This window comes from Nocardioides eburneus (assembly GCF_040838215.1).
In the GTDB taxonomy this organism is placed as follows: domain Bacteria; phylum Actinomycetota; class Actinomycetes; order Propionibacteriales; family Nocardioidaceae; genus Nocardioides; species Nocardioides eburneus.
Genome location: NZ_JBFPJR010000018.1, coordinates 1 through 22,972, shown reverse-complemented (window position 1 = coordinate 22,972; position 22,972 = coordinate 1). Strand labels below are relative to the sequence as shown.

Annotated in this window: 27 protein-coding genes and 2 tRNA genes; 6 read left to right on the top strand and 23 right to left on the bottom strand. The window is 71.8% G+C overall.

Annotated features, from left to right (window positions below):
* Nucleotides 1-83 precede the first annotated feature (83 nt).
* Nucleotides 84-878 carry a hypothetical protein gene (locus tag AB3X52_RS11570; protein ID WP_367994227.1) on the top strand — a complete coding sequence of 265 codons (795 nt, stop codon included), beginning with the start codon at nucleotides 84-86 and terminating at the stop codon, nucleotides 876-878.
* Nucleotides 879-910: 32 nt separating this feature from the next.
* On the opposite strand, the gene AB3X52_RS11565 is transcribed toward AB3X52_RS11570, so the two are convergent.
* From AB3X52_RS11565 to murI, 14 genes are all read right to left on the bottom strand, one after another.
* Nucleotides 911-1,873 carry a lipase family protein gene (locus AB3X52_RS11565; protein WP_367994226.1) on the bottom strand — a complete coding sequence of 321 codons (963 nt, stop codon included), beginning with the start codon at nucleotides 1,871-1,873 and terminating at the stop codon, nucleotides 911-913.
* Between the two features lie 98 nt (nucleotides 1,874-1,971).
* Entirely contained in the window at nucleotides 1,972-3,408 is a 1,437-nt protein-coding gene (gene tig, locus AB3X52_RS11560) for a trigger factor (protein WP_367994225.1), read from the bottom strand.
* A gap of 64 nt (nucleotides 3,409-3,472) precedes the next feature.
* Nucleotides 3,473-3,545: transfer RNA gene (locus AB3X52_RS11555), tRNA-Pro, on the bottom strand.
* A 36-nt stretch (nucleotides 3,546-3,581) separates the two neighbouring features.
* Nucleotides 3,582-3,655 (bottom strand) — tRNA-Gly (locus AB3X52_RS11550).
* A 113-nt stretch (nucleotides 3,656-3,768) separates the two neighbouring features.
* Nucleotides 3,769-4,857 carry a PP2C family protein-serine/threonine phosphatase gene (locus AB3X52_RS11545; RefSeq protein ID WP_367994224.1) on the bottom strand — a complete coding sequence of 363 codons (1,089 nt, stop codon included), beginning with the start codon at nucleotides 4,855-4,857 and terminating at the stop codon, nucleotides 3,769-3,771.
* Nucleotides 4,858-4,893: 36 nt separating this feature from the next.
* Nucleotides 4,894-5,739, bottom strand: coding sequence for an Fpg/Nei family DNA glycosylase (locus AB3X52_RS11540; RefSeq protein ID WP_367994223.1), 846 nt, complete (start codon nucleotides 5,737-5,739; stop codon nucleotides 4,894-4,896).
* 7 nt (nucleotides 5,740-5,746) lie between these two features.
* Nucleotides 5,747-6,265: a ribose-5-phosphate isomerase gene (locus AB3X52_RS11535; RefSeq protein ID WP_367994222.1), complete on the bottom strand. Its 519-nt coding sequence runs from the start codon at nucleotides 6,263-6,265 to the stop codon at nucleotides 5,747-5,749.
* A 30-nt stretch (nucleotides 6,266-6,295) separates the two neighbouring features.
* Complete coding sequence (locus tag AB3X52_RS11530) at nucleotides 6,296-7,171, bottom strand: alpha/beta hydrolase (RefSeq protein ID WP_367994221.1); 876 nt, start codon at nucleotides 7,169-7,171, stop codon at nucleotides 6,296-6,298.
* A complete protein-coding gene (locus AB3X52_RS11525; protein ID WP_367994220.1) occupies nucleotides 7,168-7,788 on the bottom strand; it encodes a non-canonical purine NTP pyrophosphatase in 621 nt (206 codons plus the stop codon). The genes AB3X52_RS11530 and AB3X52_RS11525 overlap by 4 nt, the downstream gene beginning before the upstream one ends.
* Nucleotides 7,785-8,504 carry a ribonuclease PH gene (rph, locus tag AB3X52_RS11520; RefSeq protein WP_367994219.1) on the bottom strand — a complete coding sequence of 240 codons (720 nt, stop codon included), beginning with the start codon at nucleotides 8,502-8,504 and terminating at the stop codon, nucleotides 7,785-7,787. Before rph ends, AB3X52_RS11525 begins: the two co-directional genes overlap by 4 nt.
* 45 nt (nucleotides 8,505-8,549) lie before the next feature.
* Nucleotides 8,550-9,356 carry an ABC transporter permease gene (locus AB3X52_RS11515; RefSeq protein WP_367994218.1) on the bottom strand — a complete coding sequence of 269 codons (807 nt, stop codon included), beginning with the start codon at nucleotides 9,354-9,356 and terminating at the stop codon, nucleotides 8,550-8,552.
* Nucleotides 9,353-10,255, bottom strand: a complete 903-nt coding sequence (locus AB3X52_RS11510) for an ABC transporter ATP-binding protein (RefSeq protein ID WP_367994217.1) — start codon at nucleotides 10,253-10,255, stop codon at nucleotides 9,353-9,355. The genes AB3X52_RS11515 and AB3X52_RS11510 overlap by 4 nt, the downstream gene beginning before the upstream one ends.
* A gap of 100 nt (nucleotides 10,256-10,355) precedes the next feature.
* Nucleotides 10,356-11,126: an MBL fold metallo-hydrolase gene (locus AB3X52_RS11505; RefSeq protein WP_367994216.1), complete on the bottom strand. Its 771-nt coding sequence runs from the start codon at nucleotides 11,124-11,126 to the stop codon at nucleotides 10,356-10,358.
* Nucleotides 11,127-11,131: 5 nt separating this feature from the next.
* Nucleotides 11,132-11,953 (bottom strand): glutamate racemase, encoded by an 822-nt coding sequence (gene murI / locus AB3X52_RS11500; RefSeq protein ID WP_367994215.1) that lies wholly within the window; start codon nucleotides 11,951-11,953, stop codon nucleotides 11,132-11,134.
* Nucleotides 11,954-12,051: 98 nt separating this feature from the next.
* Here murI and AB3X52_RS11495 point away from each other — a divergent pair, with 98 nt between their 5' ends.
* Entirely contained in the window at nucleotides 12,052-13,110 is a 1,059-nt protein-coding gene (locus tag AB3X52_RS11495; protein WP_367994214.1) for an alkaline phosphatase family protein, read from the top strand.
* A gap of 209 nt (nucleotides 13,111-13,319) precedes the next feature.
* Here AB3X52_RS11495 and AB3X52_RS11490 read toward each other — a convergent pair whose 3' ends face one another.
* The 6 genes from AB3X52_RS11490 to clpS all read right to left on the bottom strand — a co-directional run bounded on the left by AB3X52_RS11490 (nucleotide 13,320) and on the right by clpS (nucleotide 16,459).
* On the bottom strand, nucleotides 13,320-14,270 hold the full coding sequence (locus AB3X52_RS11490; RefSeq protein ID WP_367994213.1) for a PLP-dependent cysteine synthase family protein: 951 nt from the start codon (nucleotides 14,268-14,270) through the stop codon (nucleotides 13,320-13,322).
* 28 nt (nucleotides 14,271-14,298) lie between these two features.
* The gene (locus AB3X52_RS11485) at nucleotides 14,299-14,577 is read right to left on the bottom strand and encodes a MoaD family protein (RefSeq protein ID WP_367994212.1); all 279 of its coding nucleotides are present in this window, start codon (nucleotides 14,575-14,577) and stop codon (nucleotides 14,299-14,301) included.
* 40 nt (nucleotides 14,578-14,617) lie between these two features.
* Nucleotides 14,618-15,046: a M67 family metallopeptidase gene (locus AB3X52_RS11480; protein WP_367994211.1), complete on the bottom strand. Its 429-nt coding sequence runs from the start codon at nucleotides 15,044-15,046 to the stop codon at nucleotides 14,618-14,620.
* A 65-nt stretch (nucleotides 15,047-15,111) separates the two neighbouring features.
* Nucleotides 15,112-15,579 (bottom strand): NUDIX hydrolase, encoded by a 468-nt coding sequence (locus AB3X52_RS11475; RefSeq protein WP_367994210.1) that lies wholly within the window; start codon nucleotides 15,577-15,579, stop codon nucleotides 15,112-15,114.
* A complete protein-coding gene (locus AB3X52_RS11470) occupies nucleotides 15,579-16,166 on the bottom strand; it encodes a DUF2017 domain-containing protein (protein WP_367994209.1) in 588 nt (195 codons plus the stop codon). Before AB3X52_RS11470 ends, AB3X52_RS11475 begins: the two co-directional genes overlap by 1 nt.
* The gene (gene clpS / locus AB3X52_RS11465; protein WP_367994208.1) at nucleotides 16,166-16,459 is read right to left on the bottom strand and encodes an ATP-dependent Clp protease adapter ClpS; all 294 of its coding nucleotides are present in this window, start codon (nucleotides 16,457-16,459) and stop codon (nucleotides 16,166-16,168) included. Before clpS ends, AB3X52_RS11470 begins: the two co-directional genes overlap by 1 nt.
* Before the next feature lie 83 nt (nucleotides 16,460-16,542).
* Here clpS and AB3X52_RS11460 point away from each other — a divergent pair, with 83 nt between their 5' ends.
* From AB3X52_RS11460 to AB3X52_RS11445, 4 genes are all read left to right on the top strand, one after another.
* A complete protein-coding gene (locus AB3X52_RS11460; protein ID WP_367994207.1) occupies nucleotides 16,543-17,847 on the top strand; it encodes a nicotinate phosphoribosyltransferase in 1,305 nt (434 codons plus the stop codon).
* Nucleotides 17,848-17,908: 61 nt separating this feature from the next.
* Nucleotides 17,909-18,484 carry a nicotinamidase gene (locus AB3X52_RS11455; RefSeq protein WP_367994206.1) on the top strand — a complete coding sequence of 192 codons (576 nt, stop codon included), beginning with the start codon at nucleotides 17,909-17,911 and terminating at the stop codon, nucleotides 18,482-18,484.
* 112 nt (nucleotides 18,485-18,596) lie between these two features.
* Nucleotides 18,597-19,835 carry an MFS transporter gene (locus AB3X52_RS11450; RefSeq protein ID WP_367994205.1) on the top strand — a complete coding sequence of 413 codons (1,239 nt, stop codon included), beginning with the start codon at nucleotides 18,597-18,599 and terminating at the stop codon, nucleotides 19,833-19,835.
* 124 nt (nucleotides 19,836-19,959) lie between these two features.
* Complete coding sequence (locus AB3X52_RS11445) at nucleotides 19,960-20,427, top strand: MarR family winged helix-turn-helix transcriptional regulator (RefSeq protein WP_367994204.1); 468 nt, start codon at nucleotides 19,960-19,962, stop codon at nucleotides 20,425-20,427.
* A gap of 35 nt (nucleotides 20,428-20,462) precedes the next feature.
* Here the strand turns inward: AB3X52_RS11445 and AB3X52_RS11440 are convergent, their stop codons facing one another.
* From AB3X52_RS11440 to AB3X52_RS11430, 3 genes are all read right to left on the bottom strand, one after another.
* Nucleotides 20,463-22,268, bottom strand: coding sequence for a DEAD/DEAH box helicase (locus tag AB3X52_RS11440; protein ID WP_437440549.1), 1,806 nt, complete (start codon nucleotides 22,266-22,268; stop codon nucleotides 20,463-20,465).
* Nucleotides 22,265-22,543 (bottom strand): DUF3039 domain-containing protein, encoded by a 279-nt coding sequence (locus AB3X52_RS11435; protein WP_367994203.1) that lies wholly within the window; start codon nucleotides 22,541-22,543, stop codon nucleotides 22,265-22,267. The genes AB3X52_RS11440 and AB3X52_RS11435 overlap by 4 nt, the downstream gene beginning before the upstream one ends.
* 25 nt (nucleotides 22,544-22,568) lie before the next feature.
* Nucleotides 22,569-22,972: YqgE/AlgH family protein (locus tag AB3X52_RS11430; protein WP_367994201.1), on the bottom strand; the 404-nt coding region annotated here is incomplete at its 5' end.

Genomic DNA, 22,972 nt, shown 5'->3' with positions numbered 1-22,972 from the left:
ACGCCAGCGGCCGGGTCCGCCGTCCGGGGCTGCCGCTGGCGTAGCGTCGAACCGACGACGGAGCACGCGACGAGGGGGTGAGCATGAGCACCGGGCGGACGACCCACCAGCAGCGTGGTCAGCGCTGCGCGGCCTGTGGCCACGAGGCGTGGCCCGGAGACGCCTTCTGCACCGGCTGTGGAGTGGCCCTCGACCCCGCCGTGGTCCACCGGCCGCTCTTCGCCGACGAGCTCCACTCGCCCGACCCGGCACCGGACTCCCCCGCCGCCGCGCCGGTGGCGACCGGCGCGGCCGTCTCCGCGGCCCCCGGTCGCCGTCGCGGCGGCCTGGCGCTCGCCGTGGTCGTCGTCCTGCTCCTCGTCGCCGCCGGCATCGGGTACGTCGTCGGTCACCGCGGCGAGGACGCCCGCCCGACCGCGTCCAGGCCAGGCGACGTCTCGCGGACGGGTGACGTCTCGCGGCCGGCCGGCGAGGCGTCGACGCGCGCCACCCAGCCGCAGGACGAGCTCCAGCAGGTCAGCCGGCGTGATGAGGCCCGGGCCCGCCGCCTGGTCGGCTCCTGGGTGCCGCAGCTGGCCGCGCTCGCCGCCGGGGCGGGCCCCGACGCCAGCTGGGCCCAGGCCCTCGCCCACTACCAGCGCCTGATCGCGAGCTACCCCTCGGCGCTGCTCCTCGACACCGGCCGCTGGCCCCACAGCTACGAGCGTGGCGGCCTGTACGCCGTGATCGTCCCTCAGCCGGGCCGCACCTCGAGGCCCGCCCTGGCGTGGTGTGCCGCCCACGTCCGCAACACGCCGCAGGACTGCGCCGCCAAGCTGATCTCCACCACGGGCAGCTGGGCCGACAACTTCGACACCGGCGCGCCCGGCCCCGGCTGAGCCGCGACGACCGGGCTCGGCCTCGCTCGCGCTCAGGCGAGCCAGCGCAGGAGCGCGCTGTGGATCTCCGGGTGGTTCGCGAGCGGAGCGGTCCCGGTGGACACGGTCAGTCGCTCCCCGGTCGGGAAGAGGTCGCGCACCTTGCGTGCGCGACCCCAGCCTTTGTGTCGCCACCACAGCAGGTCGCCGATGACGCGTCCCACCCGGTTCGGCCGCTGGAGGGAGGAGTCGGAGACCAGCACGTAGTCGACGTCGTCTCGCGGTGGCAGCGCGACAAGCGCCTCGTCGACGACGGCGATCCCGGCGAGCTGCTCGTCGATCCGCCGGCCGAGACCGCCGGAGACCGGTCCCGAGGTCACGGCGTACGACGGGGTGCCCAGCGCCACGAGCTCGGTGGCCAGCGACTGCCAGACCAGCGGGCCGGTCGTGGTGATGCCGAGGGCGTGTCGGGCGAGCAGCCCGCCGGCGCCGTACGCCAGGAGGGTGAGACGCACCGGCGGCACCGGCCACGCGTCGACGACCCGCTGCAGCAGTGCGCTCAGCGCGACCGCGGACTCGACCTCACCGGCCCCGGCCGCGACCCGGACGTGGACGGCCTCCCAGCCGAGCAGGGCGGCGAGCCGGTCGGCGTACGTCGCGCCCGTCGTCTCGCTCCCCTCCTCCCAGACCCGCTCGTCGGACCCCGGCGGCGGCACGAGCACGAGCAGCCGGTCGCCGAGGGCGGCGGACGCGACCTCCTCGACACCGACGTCCCGGCCTCCCGCCCGCAGCACCGCCACCGGGCCGCCGTCGTGGGCGACGATCCGGGCCAGGGGCCCAGCGGCAAGGGCGAGCGGCGCCGCCAGGGGACGCCGAGCGATGCGGGTGAGTCCCCAGGCGACCCGCGCGATCCGGACGACGCCCGTGATCCGGGACGGCGGGGCCGGCGGCTCGACGACGGGCCGGTCCTCCACGCTGAGCACGACCGCGGGCACGGTCTCGGGCGAGGCACTCACGGCGGCAGCGTACGGCGTCGCGCCGGCGAAGAGGCGACGACGCCCCGTCCCGGGATCGGGACGGGGCGTCGTGGCGACTCAGCGGCGAGGCCGCGCGATCAGTCCTCGGAGGGCTCAGCGTCCTCGACAGCGTCGGTGAGCAGCTCGGCCGGCGCGTTGACCGGGGCCTCGTCACCCTCGGTCTCCTCGGCCGGCTCGCCGATGGTGCCGTCGGGCTGGAGGTTCTTCAGCTCCACCTCATTGCCGGACGCGTCGGTGACCTTGGCGGACTCGACGATCTGGGCGAGCGCCTTGCCGCGGAGGATCTCGGCGACCAGCTCGGGCACGTGGTTGTGCTCGAACATGTGGTTGACGAACTCCTGCGGGTCCTGGCCGGACTGCTGGGCGCGCCGCATCAGGTGAGAGGAGAGCTCCTGCTGGTCGACGCCGAACTCCTCCTTCTTCGCGATCTGGTCGAGGACCAGCTGGGCGGCGACGGAGTCACGGACGCGACGCTCGAGGTCGGCCTCGAACTCCTCGACGGTCTGCTCCTCGTCCTCGAGGTACTTCTCCATCGTGATGCCGGCGAACGCGAGCTGCTGCTCGATGTTCTGCCGACGCGCGTCGAGCTCCTCGGTGACGATGCCGTCGGGCAGCGGGACCTCGACCTTCTCCAGCAGCGCCTCGAGGACCGCGTCACGGGCCGCGGCGGCCTGCTCGAGGCGCTTGCCGCGACCAAGACGCTCGCGGACGTCGGCCTCGAGCTCGCCGACGGTGTCGAACTCGCTCGCGAGCTGGGCGAAGTCGTCGTCGTATTCCGGGAGCTCCTGCTCCTGGACCTGGGTGACCTTCACCTGGACGTCGACGTCCTGGCCGATCAGGTCACCACCCACGAGCTGGCTGGTGAAGACCTTCTCCTCACCGGCCGACAGGCCGACGATGGCCTCGTCGAGACCCTCGAGCATGCCGCCCTTGCCGACCTGGTAGCTCATGCCGCTGACCTCGGCGCCCTCGACCGGCTCGCCGTCCTTGGTCGCCACGAGGTCGATGACGACGAAGTCGCCGTCCTGTGCCGGGCGCTCGACGTCCTTGAGCGTGCCGAAGCGCTCGCGGAGCGCCTGGACCTGCTCCTCGACGTCGGCGTCGGTGATCTCGATGTCGTCGACCTGGGCCTCGAGACCGGCGTAGTCGGGCAGCTCGATCTCCGGCTTCACGTCCACCTCGGCGGTGAACTCCAGCGCCACCTCGTCGGCGTCCTCGTCCAGCTTGGTGACCTCGATCTCGGGCTGCGCGAGCGGCTCGAGAGAGTTCTCCTGGAGGGCCTCCATGTACTTCTGCGGCAGGACCTGGTTGATCGCCTCGTTGAGGACCGCACCACGGCCCACCTGCCGGTCGATGACCTGCGGCGGGACCTTGCCCCGACGGAAGCCCGGGACGTTGATCTGCTGGGCAATCTGCTTGTACGCCGCGTCGAGGCTCGGCTTGAGCTCCTCGAAGGGCACCTCGACGGTCAGCTTGGCCCGGGTGGGGCTCAAGGTCTCGACGGCGCTCTTCACAGGGTTTCTCCTGTCGTTGTTCATGGATGGTGGTGCGGGTCCGACGATGGGTCTGCCGGTGCAGTCGGGGCGACAGGACTCGAACCTGCGGTCTCCTGCTCCCAAAGCAGGCGCGCTAGCCACTACGCTACGCCCCGCCAAGGGGGACCTCCCAACCCTCGGGATGACCCTCTTGGAGCGGATGACGGGAATCGAACCCGCGTAATCAGTTTGGAAGACTGAGGCTCTACCATTGAGCTACATCCGCGCGCTGCCCTCGGCGGCGTACGACGCCGGGCAACCTGCGAAATGGTGCCACAGTCACACGGCCGATCCCCAACCGGCTCACCACTTCGGGACGCGGCCGCCGGTCTCGGGCGCTCAGCGCCGCCGTATGACCACCACGGCGCGGTCGTCGTCCTTCGACCCCAGCCGTGTCACGAGCCGACGGGAGAGGCGTTCCTCGCCCGCCTCGACGAGCATGTCGGTCTCGGCCGCGAGACGGCGGGTGCCGAGCTCGATGTCGCGGCGCGCCTCCTCGACCATGCCGTCGGTGTAGAGCAGCACGGTGTCACCCGGTCCGAGGACGTCGGCAGCGCAGTCGAACTCGACGCCCTCGATCAGCCCGAGCACAGGGCCGGTGCCGGCCAGCATCGCCCAGCTGCCGTCGGCGCGGCGAAGGAGCGCGGGCGGGTGGCCCGCCGTACGCACCTCGTAGGCGCCGGAGGCCAGGTCGAACGAGACGTGCACGGCGGTGGCGAACCCCTCCTCCCAGGCCTGTCGCAGGAGGTAGTCGTTGGCGGCCGGCAGGAACTCCGCCGGCGGGAGCGCGCCGAGCAGACCGCCGAGGGCGCCCGACAGCATGAGGGCACGGGTCCCCGCCTGCTCCCCCTTGCCGGACACGTCGACGACGACCACCTCGAGCCGCTCCGGGACCGGACTCAGCGCGACGATGAAGTCGCCTGCGAAGCGGGTGCCGCTGGCGGAGGCGAGCGTCGACTCGGCCTGCCAGCCGGCCGGCAGCTCCGGCATGCCGCCCTGGTCGAGGATGCGGTCGCGGAGGTCGACGAACATCGACTCTCCGCGGAGGCCGGCCACCCCCAGGCGGTTCAGCCTGAACGAGACCAGCAGGACGATCAGGCCGAGCAGGAAGTAGACCCCCACCGCCGCGGCGTCGACGTCGCTGATCGTCTCCTGACGACTGGTCGCGACCACCAGCAGGGCCATCACGAACACCACGAACCACGGCAGCGTCCGCGGCCCCAGCAGCAGGCTGCCGAGCATGAGGGGCACCATCAGCGAGGCGAGCGGGAACCACGCGATCCAGCTCTGGGTCATGCCGTCGAGCACGGTGAACAGCACCGTGATCGCCGCGAGCACGATGAGCGTCCGGGTCTCGACGCCACGCAGCCGCCGCCGCAGCTGGTGCGGTCGGCGCAGGCGCGCGACGAAGGCGGAGTGAGCCGACATCAGTGTGGATCCTCGAGGTCCGGGGGTTGTCCCACTCTACGGTGTCGACGGTGCCTTCCGCGGGCGATACGCGCGCTGGCAACCAGGGCACCAGAACAGGTTGCGGGCCTGCAGCTCGACGGTCCGGACCGGGGTGCCGCAGACGTGGCACGGCTGCCCGGCACGGCGATAGACGTAGACCTCGCCGCCGTGGTCGTCCTTGCGCGGCGGGCGCCCCATCGCCTCGGGCGTGTGCTCCGGGCGGACCGTGTCGATGCGGTTCTTCTCGACGCCGTCCTTCATGAGCATGACCAGGTCGTCCCAGATCGCCTGCCACTGGCTCCGGCGCAGGGTGCTGCCCGGCCGCAGCGGGTCGAGACGGTGCCGGAAGAGCACTTCGGCGCGATAGACGTTGCCGATGCCGGCCACGACGCTCTGGTCCATCAGCAGACCGCCGATCGGGGCTCGGCTGCGACTGATCCGGGCCCACGCCCGCCCCGGGTCGGCGTCGTCGCGCAGCGGGTCGGGCCCGAGCTTCGCCACGCAGGCGTCGCGCTGCGACAGCGTCCACAGGTCGCAGGCGGTGGCGCCGCGCAGGTCGGCGTACGCCGTCGGGCCGACCACACGCAGCCGGACCTGCCCGACCGGCTCGGGTGGCACCGCGGCGTACCCGTTGATCGCGAGCTTGCCGTAGAGCCCGAGGTGGATGTGGACGAACCGCTCCCCCGGGAACTCCACGAACAGCTGCTTGCCCCACGCCTCGGCGCCGAGCATGGTCTGGCCGTCGAGCAGCGCCGCCGACTCCGCGAAGCGGCCCTGCGGGCTGCCGACCCGCACCTGCCGCCCGGCGAACGCGTCGGTCAGGTCGACGGCGAGGCGGTGGAGCGTGTGGCCCTCCGGCATCCCTCGGTCAGTCCTGGTCCTCGGCCGGGCCGAGTCCTTGCGCCGAGTCCGGCAGCGCCGGCCGCTCGCCGGTCTCCTCGTAGCGGCTCAGCTGGCCGATGCGACGCACGTGCCGCTCATCGTTGCTGAACGGCTCGGCCAGGAACAGCTCGACGAAGCGGGTCATGTCCTCGATCGGGTGCATCCGGCCGCCGACCGCGACGACCTGGGCGTCGTTGTGCTCGCGGGCCAGTTTCGCGGTCTCGTCGGAGTAGACGAGCGCGCAGCGGATGCCCAACACCTTGTTGGCCGCCATCTGCTCGCCGTTGCCAGAGCCGCCGATCACCACCCCGAGGCTGTCCAGGCCCTGCTGACGGTCGCGGGCGACGCCCTCGGCGGCCCGGATGCAGAACACCGGGTAGTCGTCGAGCGCATCGAAGACGAACGGCCCGTGGTCGACCACGTCGTACCCCAGCTCGGTCAGTCGGTCGGTCAGGTGGCTCTTGAGGTCGAGGCCTGCGTGGTCGCAGCCGAGGTGCACGCGCATGGCCTCAGTCTCTCAGACGGGGCACGCGGCTCAGCCGTGCTGGGTCAGGAAGCCGGCGGTCATCGCCATCACCGACTCCGCCGCAGGAAAGACCGGGCCATGACGCCAGAAGCCGTGCACCTGCCCGACGGCGCGGAAGGCCACCACCTCGACGCCGAGCTCGGCCAGTCGGTGGGCGAGCTCCTCGTCCTCGTCGACGAGGATGTCGCCCTCGGCGCTGACGACGAGCGTGGGCGGCAGGGCAGCGAGCCTCGCGTCGTCGGCGAGCAGCGGCGCGAAGTCGGGGTCGGTGCGGTCGGTCGGGTCGGCGGCGTACTGCGCCCAGTACCACTCCGCGTCGGCCTTCCAGCCGCCCTCGACGGCGTACGACGCCGACGCGCAGGTCGGGTCGAGGAACGGGTAGACCAGCACGACCGCGCGGAAACGGCCCGGGTTGCGCAGCGCTGCGACGAGGGCGAGGTTGCCGCCGGCGCTGTCGCCGTGGACGTACGCCGGCAGCGACCCGAGGAGTGGGTGACCCGCGAGCCACCGGACGACGGTGTCGACGTCGTCGGGCGCTGCGGGGAAGCGATGCTCCGGCGGACGGCGGTAGTCGACCGAGAGGACCCGGAGCCGGGTGCGGTTGGCCAACCGCCGGCAGGCGGCGTCGTGGACCTCGATGTCGTTGAAGACGAACCCACCGCCGTGCAGGTGGACGATCACACCCTCCGCCACGTCCGCCGGCGTGTAGAGACGACACGGCACGCCGTCGGCGTCCAGACCGGTGACCTCGGCGACCTGTTCCTTCGGCTCCGCCTGGGCGGCGCGGCGGGCCTCGGCGCGGACGGCGGCGATGTCGACCTCGGCGAGCGGTGGCGACGCCGCGTCCGCCTCGACGGCCTGACGCGCCCGAGGGAAGAGCCTCACGACGAGGCCTTCAGGATCGCTGCGACGCGCGGCGCGATGTCGCGCAGCGCACGGCCGCGGTGGGAGATCGCGTCCTTCTCGGCGACGCTGAGCTCCGCCGACGTGCGGCCGTCGGGTGTGTCGTCGGCGACGAAGAGCACGTCGTAGCCGAAACCTCCGCTGCCCCTCGTCTCGCGGATGACGCGACCGTCCATCCGTCCCTCCACCACGACCTCGCCGTTCGGGCCCGCGCCGTGGACGAAGGCGATCGCGCAGGCGAAGTGGGCACCGCGGCGCTCGTCGGGGACGTCGTCGAGCTGGGCGAGGAGCAGCCGGTTGTTGCGGCCGTCGTCCTTGGGCGGGCCGGACCAGCGCGCCGAGAGGACACCGGGCATGCCGTTGAGAGCGTCGACGCACAGGCCCGAGTCGTCGGCGACGGTCGGCAGCCCCGTGGCCGCGAAGCCGGCGCGCGCCTTGATCAGTGCGTTGCCCTCGAACGACGCAGCGTCCTCGACGGGCTCGCCGTAGTGGTCGACCTGGTCGAGCCCGACCACCTCGACGCCCGGCACCAGCGGCTCGAGGATGCGGAACATCTCCTCGAGCTTCTTGGCGTTGCGGGACGCGACGTGGATCCTCACCGGGGCAGCTCCTGCGCCAGGGCCTGCTGCTGCCGCCGGGTGAGATCGGCGCAGCCCTTCTCCCCCAGCGCAAGCAGGGCGTCGAGCTCCGACCGGTCGAAGGCAGCGCCCTCGGCAGTGCCCTGCACCTCGACGAACTTCCCGTCGCCGGTCATGACGATGTTCATGTCGGTCTCCGCGCGCACGTCCTCCTCGTAGGGCAGGTCGAGACGCGGCACGCCGTCGATGATCCCGACCGAGACCGCCGCCACCGAGCCCGTCAGCGCCTTGGGCACCCCGAGCTTGGCCACCGCGTCGGCGAGCGCGACGTAGGCGCCGGTAATCGAGGCGGTGCGGGTGCCGCCGTCGGCCTGCAGCACGTCGCAGTCGATCTGGATGGTGTTCTCCCCCAACGCCTGATAGTCGATCACGGCGCGCAGGGAGCGGCCGACGAGACGCGAGATCTCGTGGGTCCGTCCACCGATCCGCCCCTTCACCGACTCGCGGTCGGAACGGGTATTGGTCGAGGCGGGCAGCATGGCGTACTCCGCCGTCACCCAGCCCAGCCCTGAGCCCTTCCGCCACCGCGGCACGCCCTCGGACGCCGAGGCGGCGCACAGCACGCGGGTGCGCCCGAACTCGATGAGCACGGAGCCGGCGGCGTGGTCCAGCCAGTTGCGGGTGATGGTGATCGGGCGCAGCTCGTCGTTGGCGCGGCCGTCGGCGCGGGTCGTCATGGGATGCACCCTAACGACCGGCGCCGACCGCGACGTCACCCGCGGCTACTTCACCTCAGCCCGCATGATGCGGCGCAGGCCGATCGCGAGCGGGATGGCGAACCAGACGCAGCCCGAGACGATCAGCTTGCCCCACTCGCTGCCGCTCATGTGCCAGAAGCCGTCGTAGAGCGGGTTCTGGGCGCCGCTGAAGTTGATCCACTCCGCGAACGACTTGAACCAGGCCATCAGCGCGCTGCCGATGGCGAGGATGGTCGGCAGGGCGAACAGGTAGGCGAAGTAGATGACGATCGCGGCAGGCGTGTTGAGCAGCAGCGCGGCCAGCGCGAAGCCGAGCAGCATCGCGATCGACTGGGTGATGACGAATCCGGTGATGCCGGCGCCGCCCGACCAGTCGATGTGTCCCGAGATCGCTGCGTAGAGCAGATTGAACACGGCGCCGGCCGCCAGCGCGAAGACGACCGTGACGGCCGTCCAGATCAGGCCGACGAGCATCTTGGCCTGGACGACACGCGAGCGCCGCGGCTCGAGTGCGAACGTCACCATGGCGGTGCGCTGGCTCCACTCCGAAGTGACCAGCATGATGCCGAGCACCGGCAGCAACAGCTGACTGACGAAGCCGGCGACGGTGGCGAACGTTCCGAACTGGACGTCGTCGACGTCCTGGACGCCGGTCACGATCGCCGCGATCAGCTCGGCGATCAGGACGATCGCGCCGATGGAGAACAGCAGCCAGAAGCTGGCCCGGGTGTCCCACGACTTGCGGAACTCCACCTTGAGCAACCGCGCGAACGGGATTCCGCCGCCGGCCGCCGGACGGGTCGGCGCCTGGGGCTGGGTCACGGCGGTCATGCGACCACTCCTTCGCGCTGGGTGTCGGCGGTGAGCTGCAGGAAGAGTTCCTCGAGGCCGCCGTCGCCGGAGCGCAGGTCGGTGAGGACGATGCCGTTCTCCACGGCGGTGCGTCCGACCTCGACGGTCGGGCAGTCGACGCGCAGGCCCTCGCCCGCGACCTGGGGGTGGAGGCCCTTCGCGGCGAGCGCCTTGGTCAGCGCGTCATTGTCGAGCGCGGTGACCAGCGACTGCTCCGGACCGGCGTTCGCCAGGAGCGACCGGCGGTCACCCTGCGCGACGATCCTGCCGTTACCGATCAGGATCATCTCGTCGGCGATCAGCTCGACCTCGTGCAACAGATGGCTCGAGAGCAGCACGGTCCCACCACGGTCGGCGTAGGACTTGAGTAGGCCGCGCATCCAGCGGATCCCGGCCGGGTCGAGCCCGTTCGCCGGCTCGTCGAGGATGAGCACCTGGGGGTCACCCAGCAGCGCATGGGCGATGCCGAGGCGCTGCTTCATGCCGAGTGAGTAGTTCTTCGTCCTCCGTCGCGACTCCGCCGGCGTCAGCGAGACCATCTCGAGCATTTCGTCGACCCGCGTGGCGGGGAGCCCCATCGTCATCGCCCCGAGCATGAGCACCTCGCGCCCGGTGCGACCGCCGTGCTGCGCCGACGCGTCGAGGAGCACGCCGACGTGGCGACCGGGGTTGGGCAGGTGGCTGTAGAGACGGCCGTCGATCGTCGCCGTGCCCTTGGTGGGCGGCGTCAGCCCGACCATGACGCGCATGGTCGTCGTCTTGCCGGCACCGTTCGGGCCCAAGAAGCCGGTCACCTTGCCCGGTTGACACTCGAACGACACGTCGTCGACCGCCGTGTAGGACCCGTAGACACGGGTCAATCCCTCGACTTTGATCATGGCCCCCAGCCTGCCTTGCCGGGCGGCTCCCCGCATCCGGGTTGACCCTGAAAGCCGCACGACGTTTGTCATGGCTTCCCCAGGGGCCACCCCGGGTGGGTCAGAGCGGGTAGACGGCTCCGGGCCGGGCAAGCTCCGCCGGGCCGTCGTAGGCGCCCTTCGCCTCGGCGAGGATGGCGTCGGCGTCGTGCCACGGCGGGACATGGGTGACGACGAGGCGCTTCGCGCGGGACCTCGCGGCGGTCTCCCCCGCCTCACGGCCGGTGAGGTGCAGGCTGGGCGGGTTGTCGTCACCGTCTCGGAAGGAGGCCTCGGCGAGCAGCAGGTCGGCGTCGCGGGCGAGGTCGAGCAGCGCGTCGGTCGGGCCGGTGTCGCCGGTGTAGGCCAGGACGGCGTCGCCGACCTGGATGCGCAGCCCGTACGCCGGCACCGGGTGATCCACCGGGACGGGCGTGATCGTGAACGGGCCGACGGTGAAGCGGTCCTGATAGCGGCAGAAGGCGAACTCCTCCTGCATCCCCGGCTTCTTCGGCAGGTCGTAGGCCTTCGCGAGCCGGCGCGCGGTGCCCTTCGGCCCCCACACCGGGATCCGCGGCTGCGGACCGCTCGGATGCCACTTGCGGAGCACGTAGTAGCTCGCCATGTCGATGCAGTGGTCGGCGTGGAGGTGGCTGAGCAGCACGGCATCCACCGCGAGCGGGTCGGCGTAGCGGTGCAACGCGCCGAGCGCACCGTTGCCGAGGTCGAGGACGATCCGCCAGGTGCGCTGCTCCCCGGACTCGTCGACGCCGTCAGCCTCCACCAGGTAGCAGGACGCCGGGCTCTCGGGCCCCGGGTAGGAGCCCGAGCACCCGACGATCGTCAGCCTCATCGCGCTCACACCAGACCCCCGACGAACTGCTTCGCTCCCGCGAGCTCCGGCCCGAGGAAGCGGCGCCCGATCGTCTCGAACTCGTCCGGGTTGCCGGTGGTCAGGAAGGTGTACGACGGCTCGCCGCTCTCCCGCATCAGGCCGGTGCCGGCGAGGACCCGGTAGACGTCCTTGGCGGACTCCTCCGCGCTGCTCACGAGCGTCACGTTGTCACCCATGACGTAGGAGATCACGCCCGTCAGCAGCGGATAGTGCGTGCAGCCCAGGATGAGGGTGTCGATGCCGGCGCTGGTCAGCGGGTCGAGATATTCGTGGACCGCGTCGATCAGCTCCGGACCGGCCACGATCCCGGCCTCGACGAACGGGACCAGCTTCGGACAGGCCTGCGTGTGGAGGTCGACGTGCGGAGCGGCGGCGAAGGCGTCGTCGTACGCCATCGACTCGGCGGTGGCCTGGGTGCAGATGACGCCGATCCGGCCGGTCCGCGAGGCGGCGACCGCACGCCGCGTCGCCGGGAGGATCACCTCGACCACGGGGACGTCGTAGCGTTCCCGCGCATCGCGCAGCATCGCCGCGGAGGCGGAGTTGCAGGCGATGACGAGCGCCTTGACGCCCTGGTCGACGAGGTGGTCGAGGCACTCGAGGGCGTACTCGCGCACCTCGGCGATCGGCTTGGGACCGTACGGCGCCCGGGCGGTGTCCCCGACGTAGAGGATCGACTCGTGGGGCAGCTGGTCGATGACCGACCGCGCCACCGTCAGGCCCCCGAAGCCGGAGTCGAAGATGCCGATCGGGGCCGCGGGATCGGTGGGGACGGGGGCGCGCACGAGACGCAAGGCTAGGCGTTCGCCCGCGCCGACGCACGGACCCTTGACCCACGTCACGCTCCGACACGGCGAGAGCCCCGTCACGTAGGCTCGGCGGTATGGACCGTCGCTCCCTGCTGGCCCTGCCCGTGAGCGCCACGCTCGCCGCGACCCTCGCCGTCGGCGGCTGCGGCTCGTCGCAGGCCGGACCGGGGCCCGAGCCCGACCGGGCCCGGGTGGTCTCCGCCCGGGTGCCCGCGGCTCGTCCCGACCCCTCGGTGAGGGTCCTGGCGATCTCGGTCGACGGGCTCAACCCGGCGGCGCTCACGAAGCTGGGCGCCAAGCGCCTCCCCCACTTCTACCGGCTGATCCGCCACGGCGCGTCGACGCTCAACGCCCGCACGGAGTACGAGCAGAACGTCACCCTGCCCAACCACACCGGCATGATGACCGGGCGGCGCATCACCGCCTCCCAGGGCGGCCACGGCGTCACCTGGGACGACGACCGGCCCCGGATGACGGTCGCGAAGGCCGCCGGCCACTTCGTCAGCTCGGTCTTCACCGTCGTCCACCGCGCCGGCGGCACGACTGCGCTCTTCTCGACCAAGCCGAAGTTCCGGCTCTACGACCGGTCGTGGCCGGTCGCGATCACCCGGTTCCACGTCGACACCGCGCAGACGGCGCTGGTGAGGTCGGCCGTCCGCGACCTGGTGACCAAGCAGCGTCCGTTCACGTTCCTGCACGTCTCCCTGCCGGACCAGGCCGGGCACGCGTACGGCGGCATGAGTGCGCGCTACCTCACCGCCGTACGCCGCACCGACGCGCAGCTCGGGCTGGTGCTCACCGCGCTCGACCGCCACCCGGCGCTCAAGCGGAGGACGGTCGTGATCCTCACCGCCGACCACGGCTTCCTCAAGGGCAGTCACAGCCACACACCGCGCGTGTACGCCGACTACCGGGTGCCCTTCGTCGTCTGGGGCAAGGGCGTGGCGAAGGGGCGCGACCTCTACGCGCTCAACCCCGCCTACCAGCGGCCCGGCACCCGCCGGCCGACGTACGCCCCTGCGCGCCAGCCGGTCCGCAACGGCGACGTCGCCGACCTCGCCCTCGACCTGCTCGGGCTGAGGCCCGTTCCCGGGAGCATCCTCGACCGCAAGCAGAACCTCCGCGTCCGCTGACTCGCCGGGCACCGCTTGAGGTCAGGCGTCGTCCGGCGCGTGCGGCCGCAAGGCGGAGGGCCGAAGGCGCCCGTCAAGCGAAGCGGGGCGTCGAGGACCGGCGTCGTCCGGCGCGTGCGGCCGCAAGGCGGAGGGCCGAAGGCGCCCGTCAAGCGAAGCGGGGCGTCGAGGACCGACAACGCCGCGGACGCTCCGCCGGGCGGCGCCGGTCACGCCCAGAGCTGGCCTTCGAGAGACTCCTCGGCCTCGTCGATGGTGCCCTCGTAGGCGCCGGTGGAGAGGTACTTCCAGCCGCCGTCGGCGACGACGAACGCGATGTCGGCGCTCTGTCCCTCGTGCACGCACTTGGCGGCTTGGCCCAGAGCGGCGTGCAGGATCGCACCGGTGGAGATGCCGGCGAAGATGCCCTCGAGCTCGAGCAGCTCGCGCACGCGCCGGACGGCGTCGCGCGGACCGACCGAGAACCGCGCGTCGATCAGGTCGGCGTCGTACAGCTCGGGGACGAAGCCCTCGTCGAGGTTGCGCAGGCCGTAGACCAGCTCGCCGTAGCGGGGCTCGGCGGCGATGATGCGGACCTCCGACTTCGCGCGCCGGAAGAACCGCGAGACGCCCATGAGCGTCCCCGTGGTGCCGAGGCCGGCGACGAAGTGGGTGATGGACGGCAGGTCGGCGAGGAGCTCCGGGCCGGTGCCCTCCTCGTGGGCGAGCGCGTTGGCGGCGTTGCCGTACTGGTAGAGCATCACCCAGTCGGGGTGCTCCGCGGCGAGCCGCTTGGCGACCCGCACCGCCTCGTTGGAGCCGCCGGCCGCCGGGCTGGAGACGATCTCGGCGCCCCACATGCGCAGCAGCTGGCGGCGCTCCTCGGAGGTGTTCTCCGGCATCACGCAGACGATGCGGTAGCCCTTGAGCTTGGCCGCCATCGCGAGTGAGATGCCGGTATTGCCCGACGTGGGCTCGAGGATGGTGCAGCCGGGACGGAGCGTGCCGTCCTTCTCCGCCTCCTCGATCATCTTCAGGGCCGGACGGTCCTTGATCGAGCCGGTGGGGTTGCGGTCCTCGAGCTTCGCCCAGAGGCGGACGTCCTGGCTCGGCGACAGCCGCGGCAGCCCCACCAGCGGCGTGCTGCCGACCGAGGCGATCAGGTTGTCGAAGCGAGCCATGACGTACGCCGTCCTCCCGGTGCCGGACTCAGAAGGAGCCGCCGGCGACGGCCGGCAGCACGACGACCTGGTCGCCGTCCTTGAGCTGCGCCTCGAGGCCGCCGATGAAGCGGACGTCCTCGTCGTTGACATAGACGTTGACGAAGCGGCGCAGGTCGCCGTTGTCGATGAGGCGGTCCTTGATGCCGGGGTGGTTGGCCTCGAGGTCGTCGATGAGCGCGCTCAGGCTGGTCCCGTCGGCGCTGACGGCCTTCTCGCCACCCGTGTAGGTGCGCAGGATGGTCGGGATCTTGACCTCGATGGCCATGTCTTCTCCTTGTCGAACAGGGTTGAAAAGCAGGTGGACGTCAGTCCAGGGACGCGACGACGTTGACCTCTTCCTCGGTCACCTCGCCGTCGACGATCCGGTAGGAACGAAACTCGACCGGGCCGTCGTTATTCCCGTGCTCGCGTGTGCTCACCAGCACGTAGTGGGCGTTCGGCTCGCTGGCCAGCCCGATGTCGGTGCGGCTCGGGTAGGCCTCGGTCGCGGTGTGGGAGTGGTAGACGACCACCGGCTCCTCGTCGTTCGCGTCCATCTCCTTGTAGAGCTGGAGCAGGTCGGTCGAGTCGAACTCGTAGAACGTCGGGCTCCCCGCCGCGTTGATCATCTCGACGAACCGCTCGGGACGGTCGGAGCCCTCGGGCCCCGCGACGATCCCGCACGCCTCGTCGGGGTGGTCGCGCTTCGCGTGGGCGACGATCGCGTCGTACGTCGCCTGGTCGATGGTCAGCACGCTCACAGCCTAGGTGGTCGGTGTCCGCGACCCCGCCCTGCCCGGCTACCGGACAGTGGCGGACCTCACGCGCGGAATCGGGTAGCGACCTCGCCGGAGAGCGCGGCGGCGATCCGCTCGTGCAGCGCGTCCTTCATCGGCGGCAGCCCGTCGAGCGGGAACCAGCCGACCTCGGTGGACTCGTCGTCGGCGACGTGCGCCTCGCCCGAGACGTAGGTGCAGGCGAAGGTGAGGTCGAGGTAGACGGCGAGGTCGCCGTTGGCGTGGGTGACCCGCTCCCCCGCGGAGATCGAGACCAGCCGGTCGACCGTGACCCTCACGCCGGTCTCCTCCAGCGCCTCCCGTCGGGCGGTGACGCCCGGGTCCTCGCCGGGGTCGACGATGCCGGTCACCGGCGACCACTGCCCGTTGTCGGACCGGCGGACCAGGAGCAGCTCGTCGTCCCGGCGTACGACGGCGGTCACGCCGGGCAGCCACAGCTCGGCGTGGCCGACGTGCTTGCGAAGCTCGAGGATGAACTCGGGGACCGGCACTACTCGCCCCACAGGGCGTCGACCAGCGTCTCCTGCAGTACACCCATCCACTGGTAGATCCCGTAGACCTGGGCGACCTGCTCCTCCTCGGGCAGCGAGTCCCAGTAGTCCTCGTCGCCCTCCTCGATGCCGAGCCGGGTCGCCAGCGCGAGCCGGATGTCGGTGAAGGAGCGCAGCCACGTCTCGGCCTCGTCGTGGTCGAGCTCGACGTCGATGACGAGCCCGTCCTCGGTCAGCTCGGGCGGTAGACCCGCCTCCTCGAGGGTGTCGATGATCGTCGCGGCCGCGTTCGCCTTGCCGTCGCGGAGCGCGCCCTCGGTGAAGCGACGGAACTCCGCGGCCGCCTCCTCGTCCTCGCGGTAGGCGGTCGGGAAGAGCCGCGCCAGGACCGGGTCGTCGGGCTCGGTCGTGGGCCCGGAGAAGTCGAACATCGCCTCGAGCGGGTCCTGGGACTCGCTCGGCGCGGCGGCCTCGTTGCGCAGCAGCTCCACGAGCTGCCCGGCGAGCGAGCGCAGCAGGTCGGCCTCGAAGCCGGTGAAGGTCGCGATGACCTGCTTGCCACGCCGGTGGTAGCTGAACCCGCCCATCATTCCTGCTTCTCCAGGGTCGCCCACAAGCCGTACTCGTGCATCGCCTGGACGTCGCGCTCCATCTCCTCGCGCGTGCCCGCGCTCACCGCCGACTTGCCGTCGTTGTGGACCTCGAGCATCAGCTTCTCCGACTTCTTCTTGGAGTAGCCGAAGTACTTCTGGAACACGTAGGTGACATACGACATCAGGTTGACCGGGTCGTTCCACACGATGGTCACCCACGGCGTGCTGGGCAGCGCGAGGTCGTCGATCTCGGGCTCGTCGAGCTCCACGGGGCTGGGCGCGCTCATCTCGGGGCCCCCGCGTGAGCGCGAGCGCAGCGAGCGGTCTCGTGGGGTGAGCTCATGGGGACCATCGTGTCACGATGGCGCCCGTGACTGAATCGCAGGCAGGGTCCTCGACGAGCACCGCACTCCTCACCGACCACTACGAGCTCACCATGCTCCAGGCGGCGCTCGCGGCCGGCACCGCGGGCCGTCGTTCGGTCTTCGAGCTCTTCCCGCGCCGGCTCCCCGGGGGCCGGCGGTACGGCGTCGTCGCCGGTGTCGGCCGCGCGCTCGACGCGATCGAGGCGTTCCGCTTCGATCAGGAGACGCTGTCTGCCCTGGAGGGCGTGGTCGACGACGCGACGCTCGGCTGGCTCGCGGACTACCGGTTCTCGGGTGACGTGTGGGGCTACGCCGAGGGCGACGCCTACTTCCCGCAGTCGCCGCTGGTGATCGTCGAGTCGACGTTCGCGGAGGCGGTGCTCCTCGAGACGGTGCTGCTCTCGGTCTACAACCACGACTCGGCGATCGCCTCCGCCGCCTCGCGGATGACACTCGCCGCGGGTGAGCGTCCCTGCATCGAGATGGGCTCGCGACGCACCCACGAGGAGGCGGCCGTCGCGGCCGCACGGGCGGCGTACGTCGCCGGCTTCGGCTCCACCTCCAACCTCGCCGCGCGGGCGCGCTACGGCGTGCCCAGCGCCGGCACGAGCGCCCACAGCTTCACCCTGCTGCACGACACCGAGGAGCAGGCGTTCCGCGCCCAGGTCTCCTCGCTCGGCAAGGACACCACGCTGCTGGTCGACACCTACGACATCGCCGAGGCGGTGCGGCTCGGCGTCGAGATCGCCGGCCCGGAGCTGGGTGCGGTGCGGATCGACTCCGGCGACCTGGGAGTCCTGGCCGTCGACGTACGCGAGCAGCTCGACGCGCTGGGCGCCACCGACACCCACATCATCGTGACGAGCGACCTCGACGAGTATGCGATCGCCGCCCTCGCCGCCTCCCCCGTCGACGGCTACGGCGTCGGCACCCAGCTCGTGACCGGGAGCGGCCACCCCACCTGCGGGTTCGTCTACAAGCTGGTCGCCCGCGAGGGCGAGGACGGCACGCTGGTCCCGGTCGCGAAGAAGAGCGCCGACAAGGCGTCCGTCGGCGGCCGCAAGTTCGCCCTTCGCCGGCGCAACGCCCGCGGCGTCGCGGAGGCCGAGGTCATCGGGGTCGGCGCCGCGCCCACGGACGACGGGGACGACCGCCCACTCCTGGTCCCGCTGGTGCGCGACGGCGAGATCGTCGGACGCGAGCCCCTCGCCGACGCCCGCCGCCGCCACGCGAAGGCCCGCGCCGAGCTGCCCTTCACCATCCAGTCCATGGCGAAGGGCGACCCCGCGATCCCGACGATCTTCGTCTGACCGCTGCGGCGCGGGACCAGAGCGACGCGAAAGAGGGGCCGCGAAGTCTAGGCTCGCTCCCATGACACGTGCGCTGATCGTGGTCGACGTCCAGAACGACTTCTGCGAGGGCGGATCGCTGCCGGTGCCGGGCGGGGCGCGGGTGGCGCACGACATCGGGGTGCTGCTGCAGCACTGGGCCCACCGGGACCCCGGCGCGGCGGCGTACGACCATGTCGTGGCGACCAAGGACCATCACGTCGACCCGGGTGAGCACTGGGCCAAGGAGCCCGACTTCGCCGAGTCCTGGCCGGTGCACTGCCGAGTGGGGACCGACGGGGAGGCGTTCCATCCCAACCTCGACCCCGAGCCGTTCGACGAGATCTTCCGCAAGGGCGAGCACCAGGCGGCGTACTCCGGCTTCGAGGGAGCCGCCCAGGACGGGACGACGCTGGCCGGCTGGCTCCGCGCTCACGAGGTCACCGAGGTCGACGTCTGCGGTCTCGCCACCGACCACTGCGTGCGAGCGACGGCCCTCGACGCGGCGCGCGAGGGCTTCGCGACCACCGTGCTCACCGCGCTGAGCGCCGGCGTCGCTCCCGACACCACCGAGCGCGCGCTCGACGAGCTGCGCGCGGCGGGCGTCGCGATCGGCTGACCGCCGGAAGAATTGCCGTGGGCCACGGGGTGGTCCAGAACAGAGGGCCTCCGAAGGGGCTCTTCGCCGAGCAACTGTCCACATGAGCGCGGGATGGGTCTACCCTCGGCGGGTGGCTTCGATCTCGGCGATGGCCCCACTCCGCGCACCACTCTTCCGGTGGTACTTCGCCTCGCGTTCCATCAACCTCATCGGCAGCATGATGGCGCCGGTGGCGCTGGCGTTCGCCGTCATCGCGGTGAGCCGCTCCCCGATCGCGCTCGGCCTGGTGTTGGCCGCGCGCACGATCCCGCTCATCGTCTTCATGCTGCTCGGTGGCGTGGTCGCCGACCGCTGGGGTCGCGCGCCGGTGATCGCGGCGAGCAACCTCGCCTCCGGCGCCAGCCAGGCCGTCGCCGCGGTGCTCGTGCTGACCGGCCACGCCGAGCTCTGGCAGCTCGTGCTGCTCTCGGCCATCAACGGCACGGCCTCGGCGGCCGGCATCCCGGCGCTGAGCGGGCTCGTGCCACAGCTCGTCCCCCCGTCACAGCTTCAGGAGGCCGACGCCCTCACCTCGCTGACGCGGGCGGTGCTCGCCATCCTGGGGCCGAGCCTCGCTGCTGTCTTCGTCGTGGGTGCCGGCCCCGGCTGGGCGCTGCTGATCGACGCGGCGACCTGGCTGGTGGCGGCCGCGCTGATGCTCCGGGTGCGCGTCCCGTCCTCGCCCGTCCCCACGACCCGCTCGATCATCGGCGACCTCGCGACCGGCTGGGGATACTTCCGCAAGACCACCTGGCTGTGGCTGGGCGTCGCGGCGACGTGCCTCCTCAACGCGCTCTATGAAGGGGGGTTCAACACCCTCGGCCCGGTGCGCGCGGAGCGGTCCGATCTGGGCGCCCACGGGTGGGGGCTCGCCCTCTCCGCCCAGGGCATCGGGGTGCTGCTCGCCACGCTCGCCCTCATGCGCTGGCGTCTCCACCGGCCCCTGTTCCTCGGCATGCTCGGGATGGCGCTCTTCGGGCTTCCGATGGTGGTCCTCGGGACGACGACCGAGTTGGCGGTGCTCCTGCTCGCCGCGTTGCTCTCCGGCGTCGGCATCCAGGTCTTCAGCATGGGGTGGACGCTCGCGATGCAGGAGAACATCCCGGGCAGCCTGCTCTCCCGCGCCTCGTCGTACGACCAGCTCGGCTCCTACGCCGCCATTCCGATCGGCCAGCTCTGCCTGGGGCCGCTCGCCGCGGCGTACGGGCTCGGCAACGTGCTGCTCGTCTCCGGGATCGTGTACATCGCTGTCTCGCTGCTCCTGCTGCTGAGCTCCTCGATCCGTGGCCTGGGCCGGGCGCTGCCCGAGCCGCACACGCAGGCGGCGTGACGACGGCGGCCTCCTCGCCGAGGCCCTGATCCACGGTCCGGACGAACGTGGTGACGCCGCGGTCGCCGCGACCCGATAATGTCACTGCTCACCCATCCGCACCCCTGACCTGCAGAGGACGACCATGCAGCATCTCCTCCTGTCGGCGACGTCGCTCGCCATGACGAGCGACGTGGTGATGTATGCCGCCCGTCTGGTGCGGACCATGCGACGCTCGATCGACCTTCCCGCCGGGGTGCGCGTCCTCTCGATCCTCGACCAGGTCGGCCCGTTGGGCGTGACCGAGCTGGCCCAGGCCGACAACTGCTCGCAGCCGACGATGTCGGCGCAGGTCGCCCAGCTGGTCGAGTCGGGTTTCGTCACCAAGGAGCCCAACCCGACCGACGCTCGCGGCTGCGTCATCACGCTCACCGAGGCGGGCCGGACCGAGCTCGACGCCCATCGCGACCGGATCTCCACCGCGGTGAGCGAGCGGCTCGCGACGAGCAAGCACACGCCCGAGGACCTCGCCACCGCCGTGGCGATCCTGCGCGAGATCGTCGAGACGGAGCCGGGCGCAGCGCCCGCTGCCGGCCCGACCGCCACCGCCTGACCGGCGAACGCCCGCGGGTGCGGCCGACGCCCGGTTCACCCCGACCGGCGCGCCGCCCAGTCCCGGATGGCGTCGATGCGGGCACGCAGCTGGTCGGCGGTCGCGACCGCGGCGGCCGGACCACCGCACTCCTTGCGCAGCCGGTTGTGGGTCACGCCGTGCGCCTGACCGGTGCGGTGGTGCCACGCAGCCACCAGACCGTTGAGCTCGCGCCGCAGGATCGCCAGCTGCTCGTGTGTGGACACCTCGGCGACCGTCTCGGCCGCCGGGCCTGAGGCCTTCTGCTGCCGCTGCTTCTGGGCGCGCTCGGCCTGGCGCTGCTGGAGCAGGTCGCGCATCTGGTCGGGGTCGAGCAGGCCCGGGATGCCGAGGAAGTCCATCTCCTCCTCGGAGCCGACGTGGACCTCCCCCGCGTGCCCGAACTCGCCGCCGTCGAACAGCACGCGGTCGAAGCGCGCCTCGGAGCCCAGCGCCTCCCAGGGGCCGAGCGCCTCCTGGTCGGAGGCGCTCTCGGACTGGTTGGCCTGCGCCATCAGCGCATCCTCGGCAGCGAAGATGTCGTCCTCGTCCTGCACCTTCTTGCCGAGAACGTGGTCGCGGGCGACCTCGAGCTCGGAGGCGAAGCCGAGCAGCATCGGCACCGACGGCAGGAACACCGACGCGGTCTCACCGCGCGTCCTGGCGCGCACGAACCGGCCGACCGCCTGGGCGAAGAAGAGCGGAGTGGAGGTCGTGGTGGCATAGACGCCGACCGCGAGCCTGGGCACGTCGACACCCTCGGACACCATCCGGACCGCGACCATCCAGCGGCTGTCGCTCTCGGCGAACTTCTGGATCTTCTTCGACGCCGCCTTCTCGTCGGAGAGGACGACGGTGGCCGGCTCCCCCGTGATGGACCGCAGCGTCTTGGCGTAGGAGCGTGCGGAGTCCTGGTCGGTGGCGATCACCAGCGCGCCGGCGTCGGGGACATGGCGGCGCACCTCGGAGAGCCGCTTGTCGGCGGCTTGCAGGACCGACGGGATCCAGGACCCCTGGGGGTCGAGGGCGGTCCGCAGCGCCTGGGAGGTGAGGTCCTTGGTGAGCGGCTCGCCCAGGTGGGCGGCGATCTCGTCCCCGGCGCGCGTCCGCCACGTCATCTGGCCGGAGTAGGCCATGAAGAGCACCGGACGGACGACGTGGTCGCGCAGCGCCTCGGCGTAGCCGTAGGTGTAGTCCGCGACCGAGCGCGGGATGCCGTCCCCACCGGGCGCGTAGGTGACGAACGGGATCGGGTTGGCATCGGAGCGGAACGGCGTCCCGGTCAGGGCGAGCCGACGGGCCGCGGGCTCGAACGCCTCCCGGATGCCGTCGCCCCACGAGAGCGCGTCGCCCGCGTGGTGGACCTCGTCGAGGATCACGAGCGTCTTGAACCGCTCGGTTCGGATCCGCATGGCGAGCGGGTTGACCGCCACGCCGGCGTAGGTCACCGCGACGCCGAGGAACTCACCCGAGGTCTTGCCCTGGCCCGCGGAGTAGGTGGGGTCGATCGGGATGCCGGCGCGTGCGGCAGCCTCGGCCCACTGCAGCTTGAGGTGTTCGGTCGGGGCGACGATCGTCACCCGGTCGACCATCCGCCGCCCCAGCAGCTCGGCGGCCACCGAGAGCGCGAACGTCGTCTTGCCGGCTCCGGGCGTCGCGACCGCGAGGAAGTCACGCGGGAGGTCGGCGAAGTACTGCGTCATCGCCGCCTGCTGCCAGGCACGCAGCTTCGTCGCCGTCCCCCACGCGGCGCGGTTCGGCCACGCGGGGGTCAGAGCCTCCGTCGGAGCGGGCGTGGTGGCGGCCTCCTGCCGCCCCGTCACGCGTCGTCCCCGTCACCGGAGTCGTCGCGAAGCGACTCCCAGATCTCCTTGCAGTCGGGGCAGACGGGGAACTTCGTGCCGTCGCGGCTCGGCACCCAGACCTTCCCGCACAGCGCCACGACCGGAGTCCCCATGACCATCGCCTCGGTCAGCTTGTCCTTCTCCACGTAGTGGGAGAAGCGGTCGTGGTCGCCCTCGTCGGTCGGGACGGTGCGCTCTTCTTCGCGCACGTCCTCCTCGACCGCGGTCTTGGTGCCGAATCCCAGGAAGGCCATGGACCAAGCCTACGCGCCCGCGGCCCTAGTTCAGGTCGGGGTCGGCCGGACGTGTGGAGTGCCACGCCAGATTGCCGGGCTGACGGCGCAGGACGTCGCGCCACAGGTCGGTCACGTGCCCACGGAACACGTCCGCGCTCTCGCCCTCGACGACGTACCAGTCCCCCGCGCCGATCTCGCCGGCCAGCTGGCCGGCGCCCCAGCCGGCGTACCCGGCGAAGATCCGGAGGCCGCGCAGGCTGCCCTCGACGAGCTCCGGCGGCGTGTCGAGATCGAGCAGCCCCAACCGGTCGCTGCCGACCACGGGACGGAAGCCGACCGGCACGTCCGCGGGGTCGGCGAGCTGGGCCACCGCCAGCGCGGCCTCGGGGCTCACGGGGCCGCCCTGGAAGAGCACGTCCGGCACCGCGACGGCATCGGCCCACGGGT

Excerpts from the sequence above, each read along its gene's own strand:
- AB3X52_RS11470 (WP_367994209.1), bottom strand. The coding sequence starts at position 16,166 with ATGGGCGGGTTCAGCTACCACCGGCGTGGCAAGCAGGTCATCGCGACC.
- AB3X52_RS11510 (WP_367994217.1), bottom strand. The coding sequence starts at position 10,255 with ATGATCAAAGTCGAGGGATTGACCCGTGTCTACGGGTCCTACACGGCG.
- clpS (WP_367994208.1), bottom strand. The coding sequence starts at position 16,459 with ATGAGCGCGCCCAGCCCCGTGGAGCTCGACGAGCCCGAGATCGACGAC.
- AB3X52_RS11540 (WP_367994223.1), bottom strand. The coding sequence starts at position 5,739 with ATGCCGGAGGGCCACACGCTCCACCGCCTCGCCGTCGACCTGACCGAC.
- AB3X52_RS11505 (WP_367994216.1), bottom strand. The coding sequence starts at position 11,126 with ATGAGGCTGACGATCGTCGGGTGCTCGGGCTCCTACCCGGGGCCCGAG.
- AB3X52_RS11490 (WP_367994213.1), bottom strand. The coding sequence starts at position 14,270 with ATGGCTCGCTTCGACAACCTGATCGCCTCGGTCGGCAGCACGCCGCTG.
- AB3X52_RS11535 (WP_367994222.1), bottom strand. The coding sequence starts at position 6,265 with ATGCGCGTGCACCTCGGCTGCGACCACGCAGGCCTCGACCTCAAGAGC.
- AB3X52_RS11495 (WP_367994214.1), top strand. The coding sequence starts at position 12,052 with ATGGACCGTCGCTCCCTGCTGGCCCTGCCCGTGAGCGCCACGCTCGCC.
- AB3X52_RS11515 (WP_367994218.1), bottom strand. The coding sequence starts at position 9,356 with ATGACCGCCGTGACCCAGCCCCAGGCGCCGACCCGTCCGGCGGCCGGC.
- AB3X52_RS11435 (WP_367994203.1), bottom strand. The coding sequence starts at position 22,543 with ATGGCCTTCCTGGGATTCGGCACCAAGACCGCGGTCGAGGAGGACGTG.
- rph (WP_367994219.1), bottom strand. The coding sequence starts at position 8,504 with ATGACGACCCGCGCCGACGGCCGCGCCAACGACGAGCTGCGCCCGATC.
- AB3X52_RS11455 (WP_367994206.1), top strand. The coding sequence starts at position 17,909 with ATGACACGTGCGCTGATCGTGGTCGACGTCCAGAACGACTTCTGCGAG.
- AB3X52_RS11445 (WP_367994204.1), top strand. The coding sequence starts at position 19,960 with ATGCAGCATCTCCTCCTGTCGGCGACGTCGCTCGCCATGACGAGCGAC.
- AB3X52_RS11485 (WP_367994212.1), bottom strand. The coding sequence starts at position 14,577 with ATGGCCATCGAGGTCAAGATCCCGACCATCCTGCGCACCTACACGGGT.
- AB3X52_RS11545 (WP_367994224.1), bottom strand. The coding sequence starts at position 4,857 with ATGTCGGCTCACTCCGCCTTCGTCGCGCGCCTGCGCCGACCGCACCAG.
- AB3X52_RS11570 (WP_367994227.1), top strand. The coding sequence starts at position 84 with ATGAGCACCGGGCGGACGACCCACCAGCAGCGTGGTCAGCGCTGCGCG.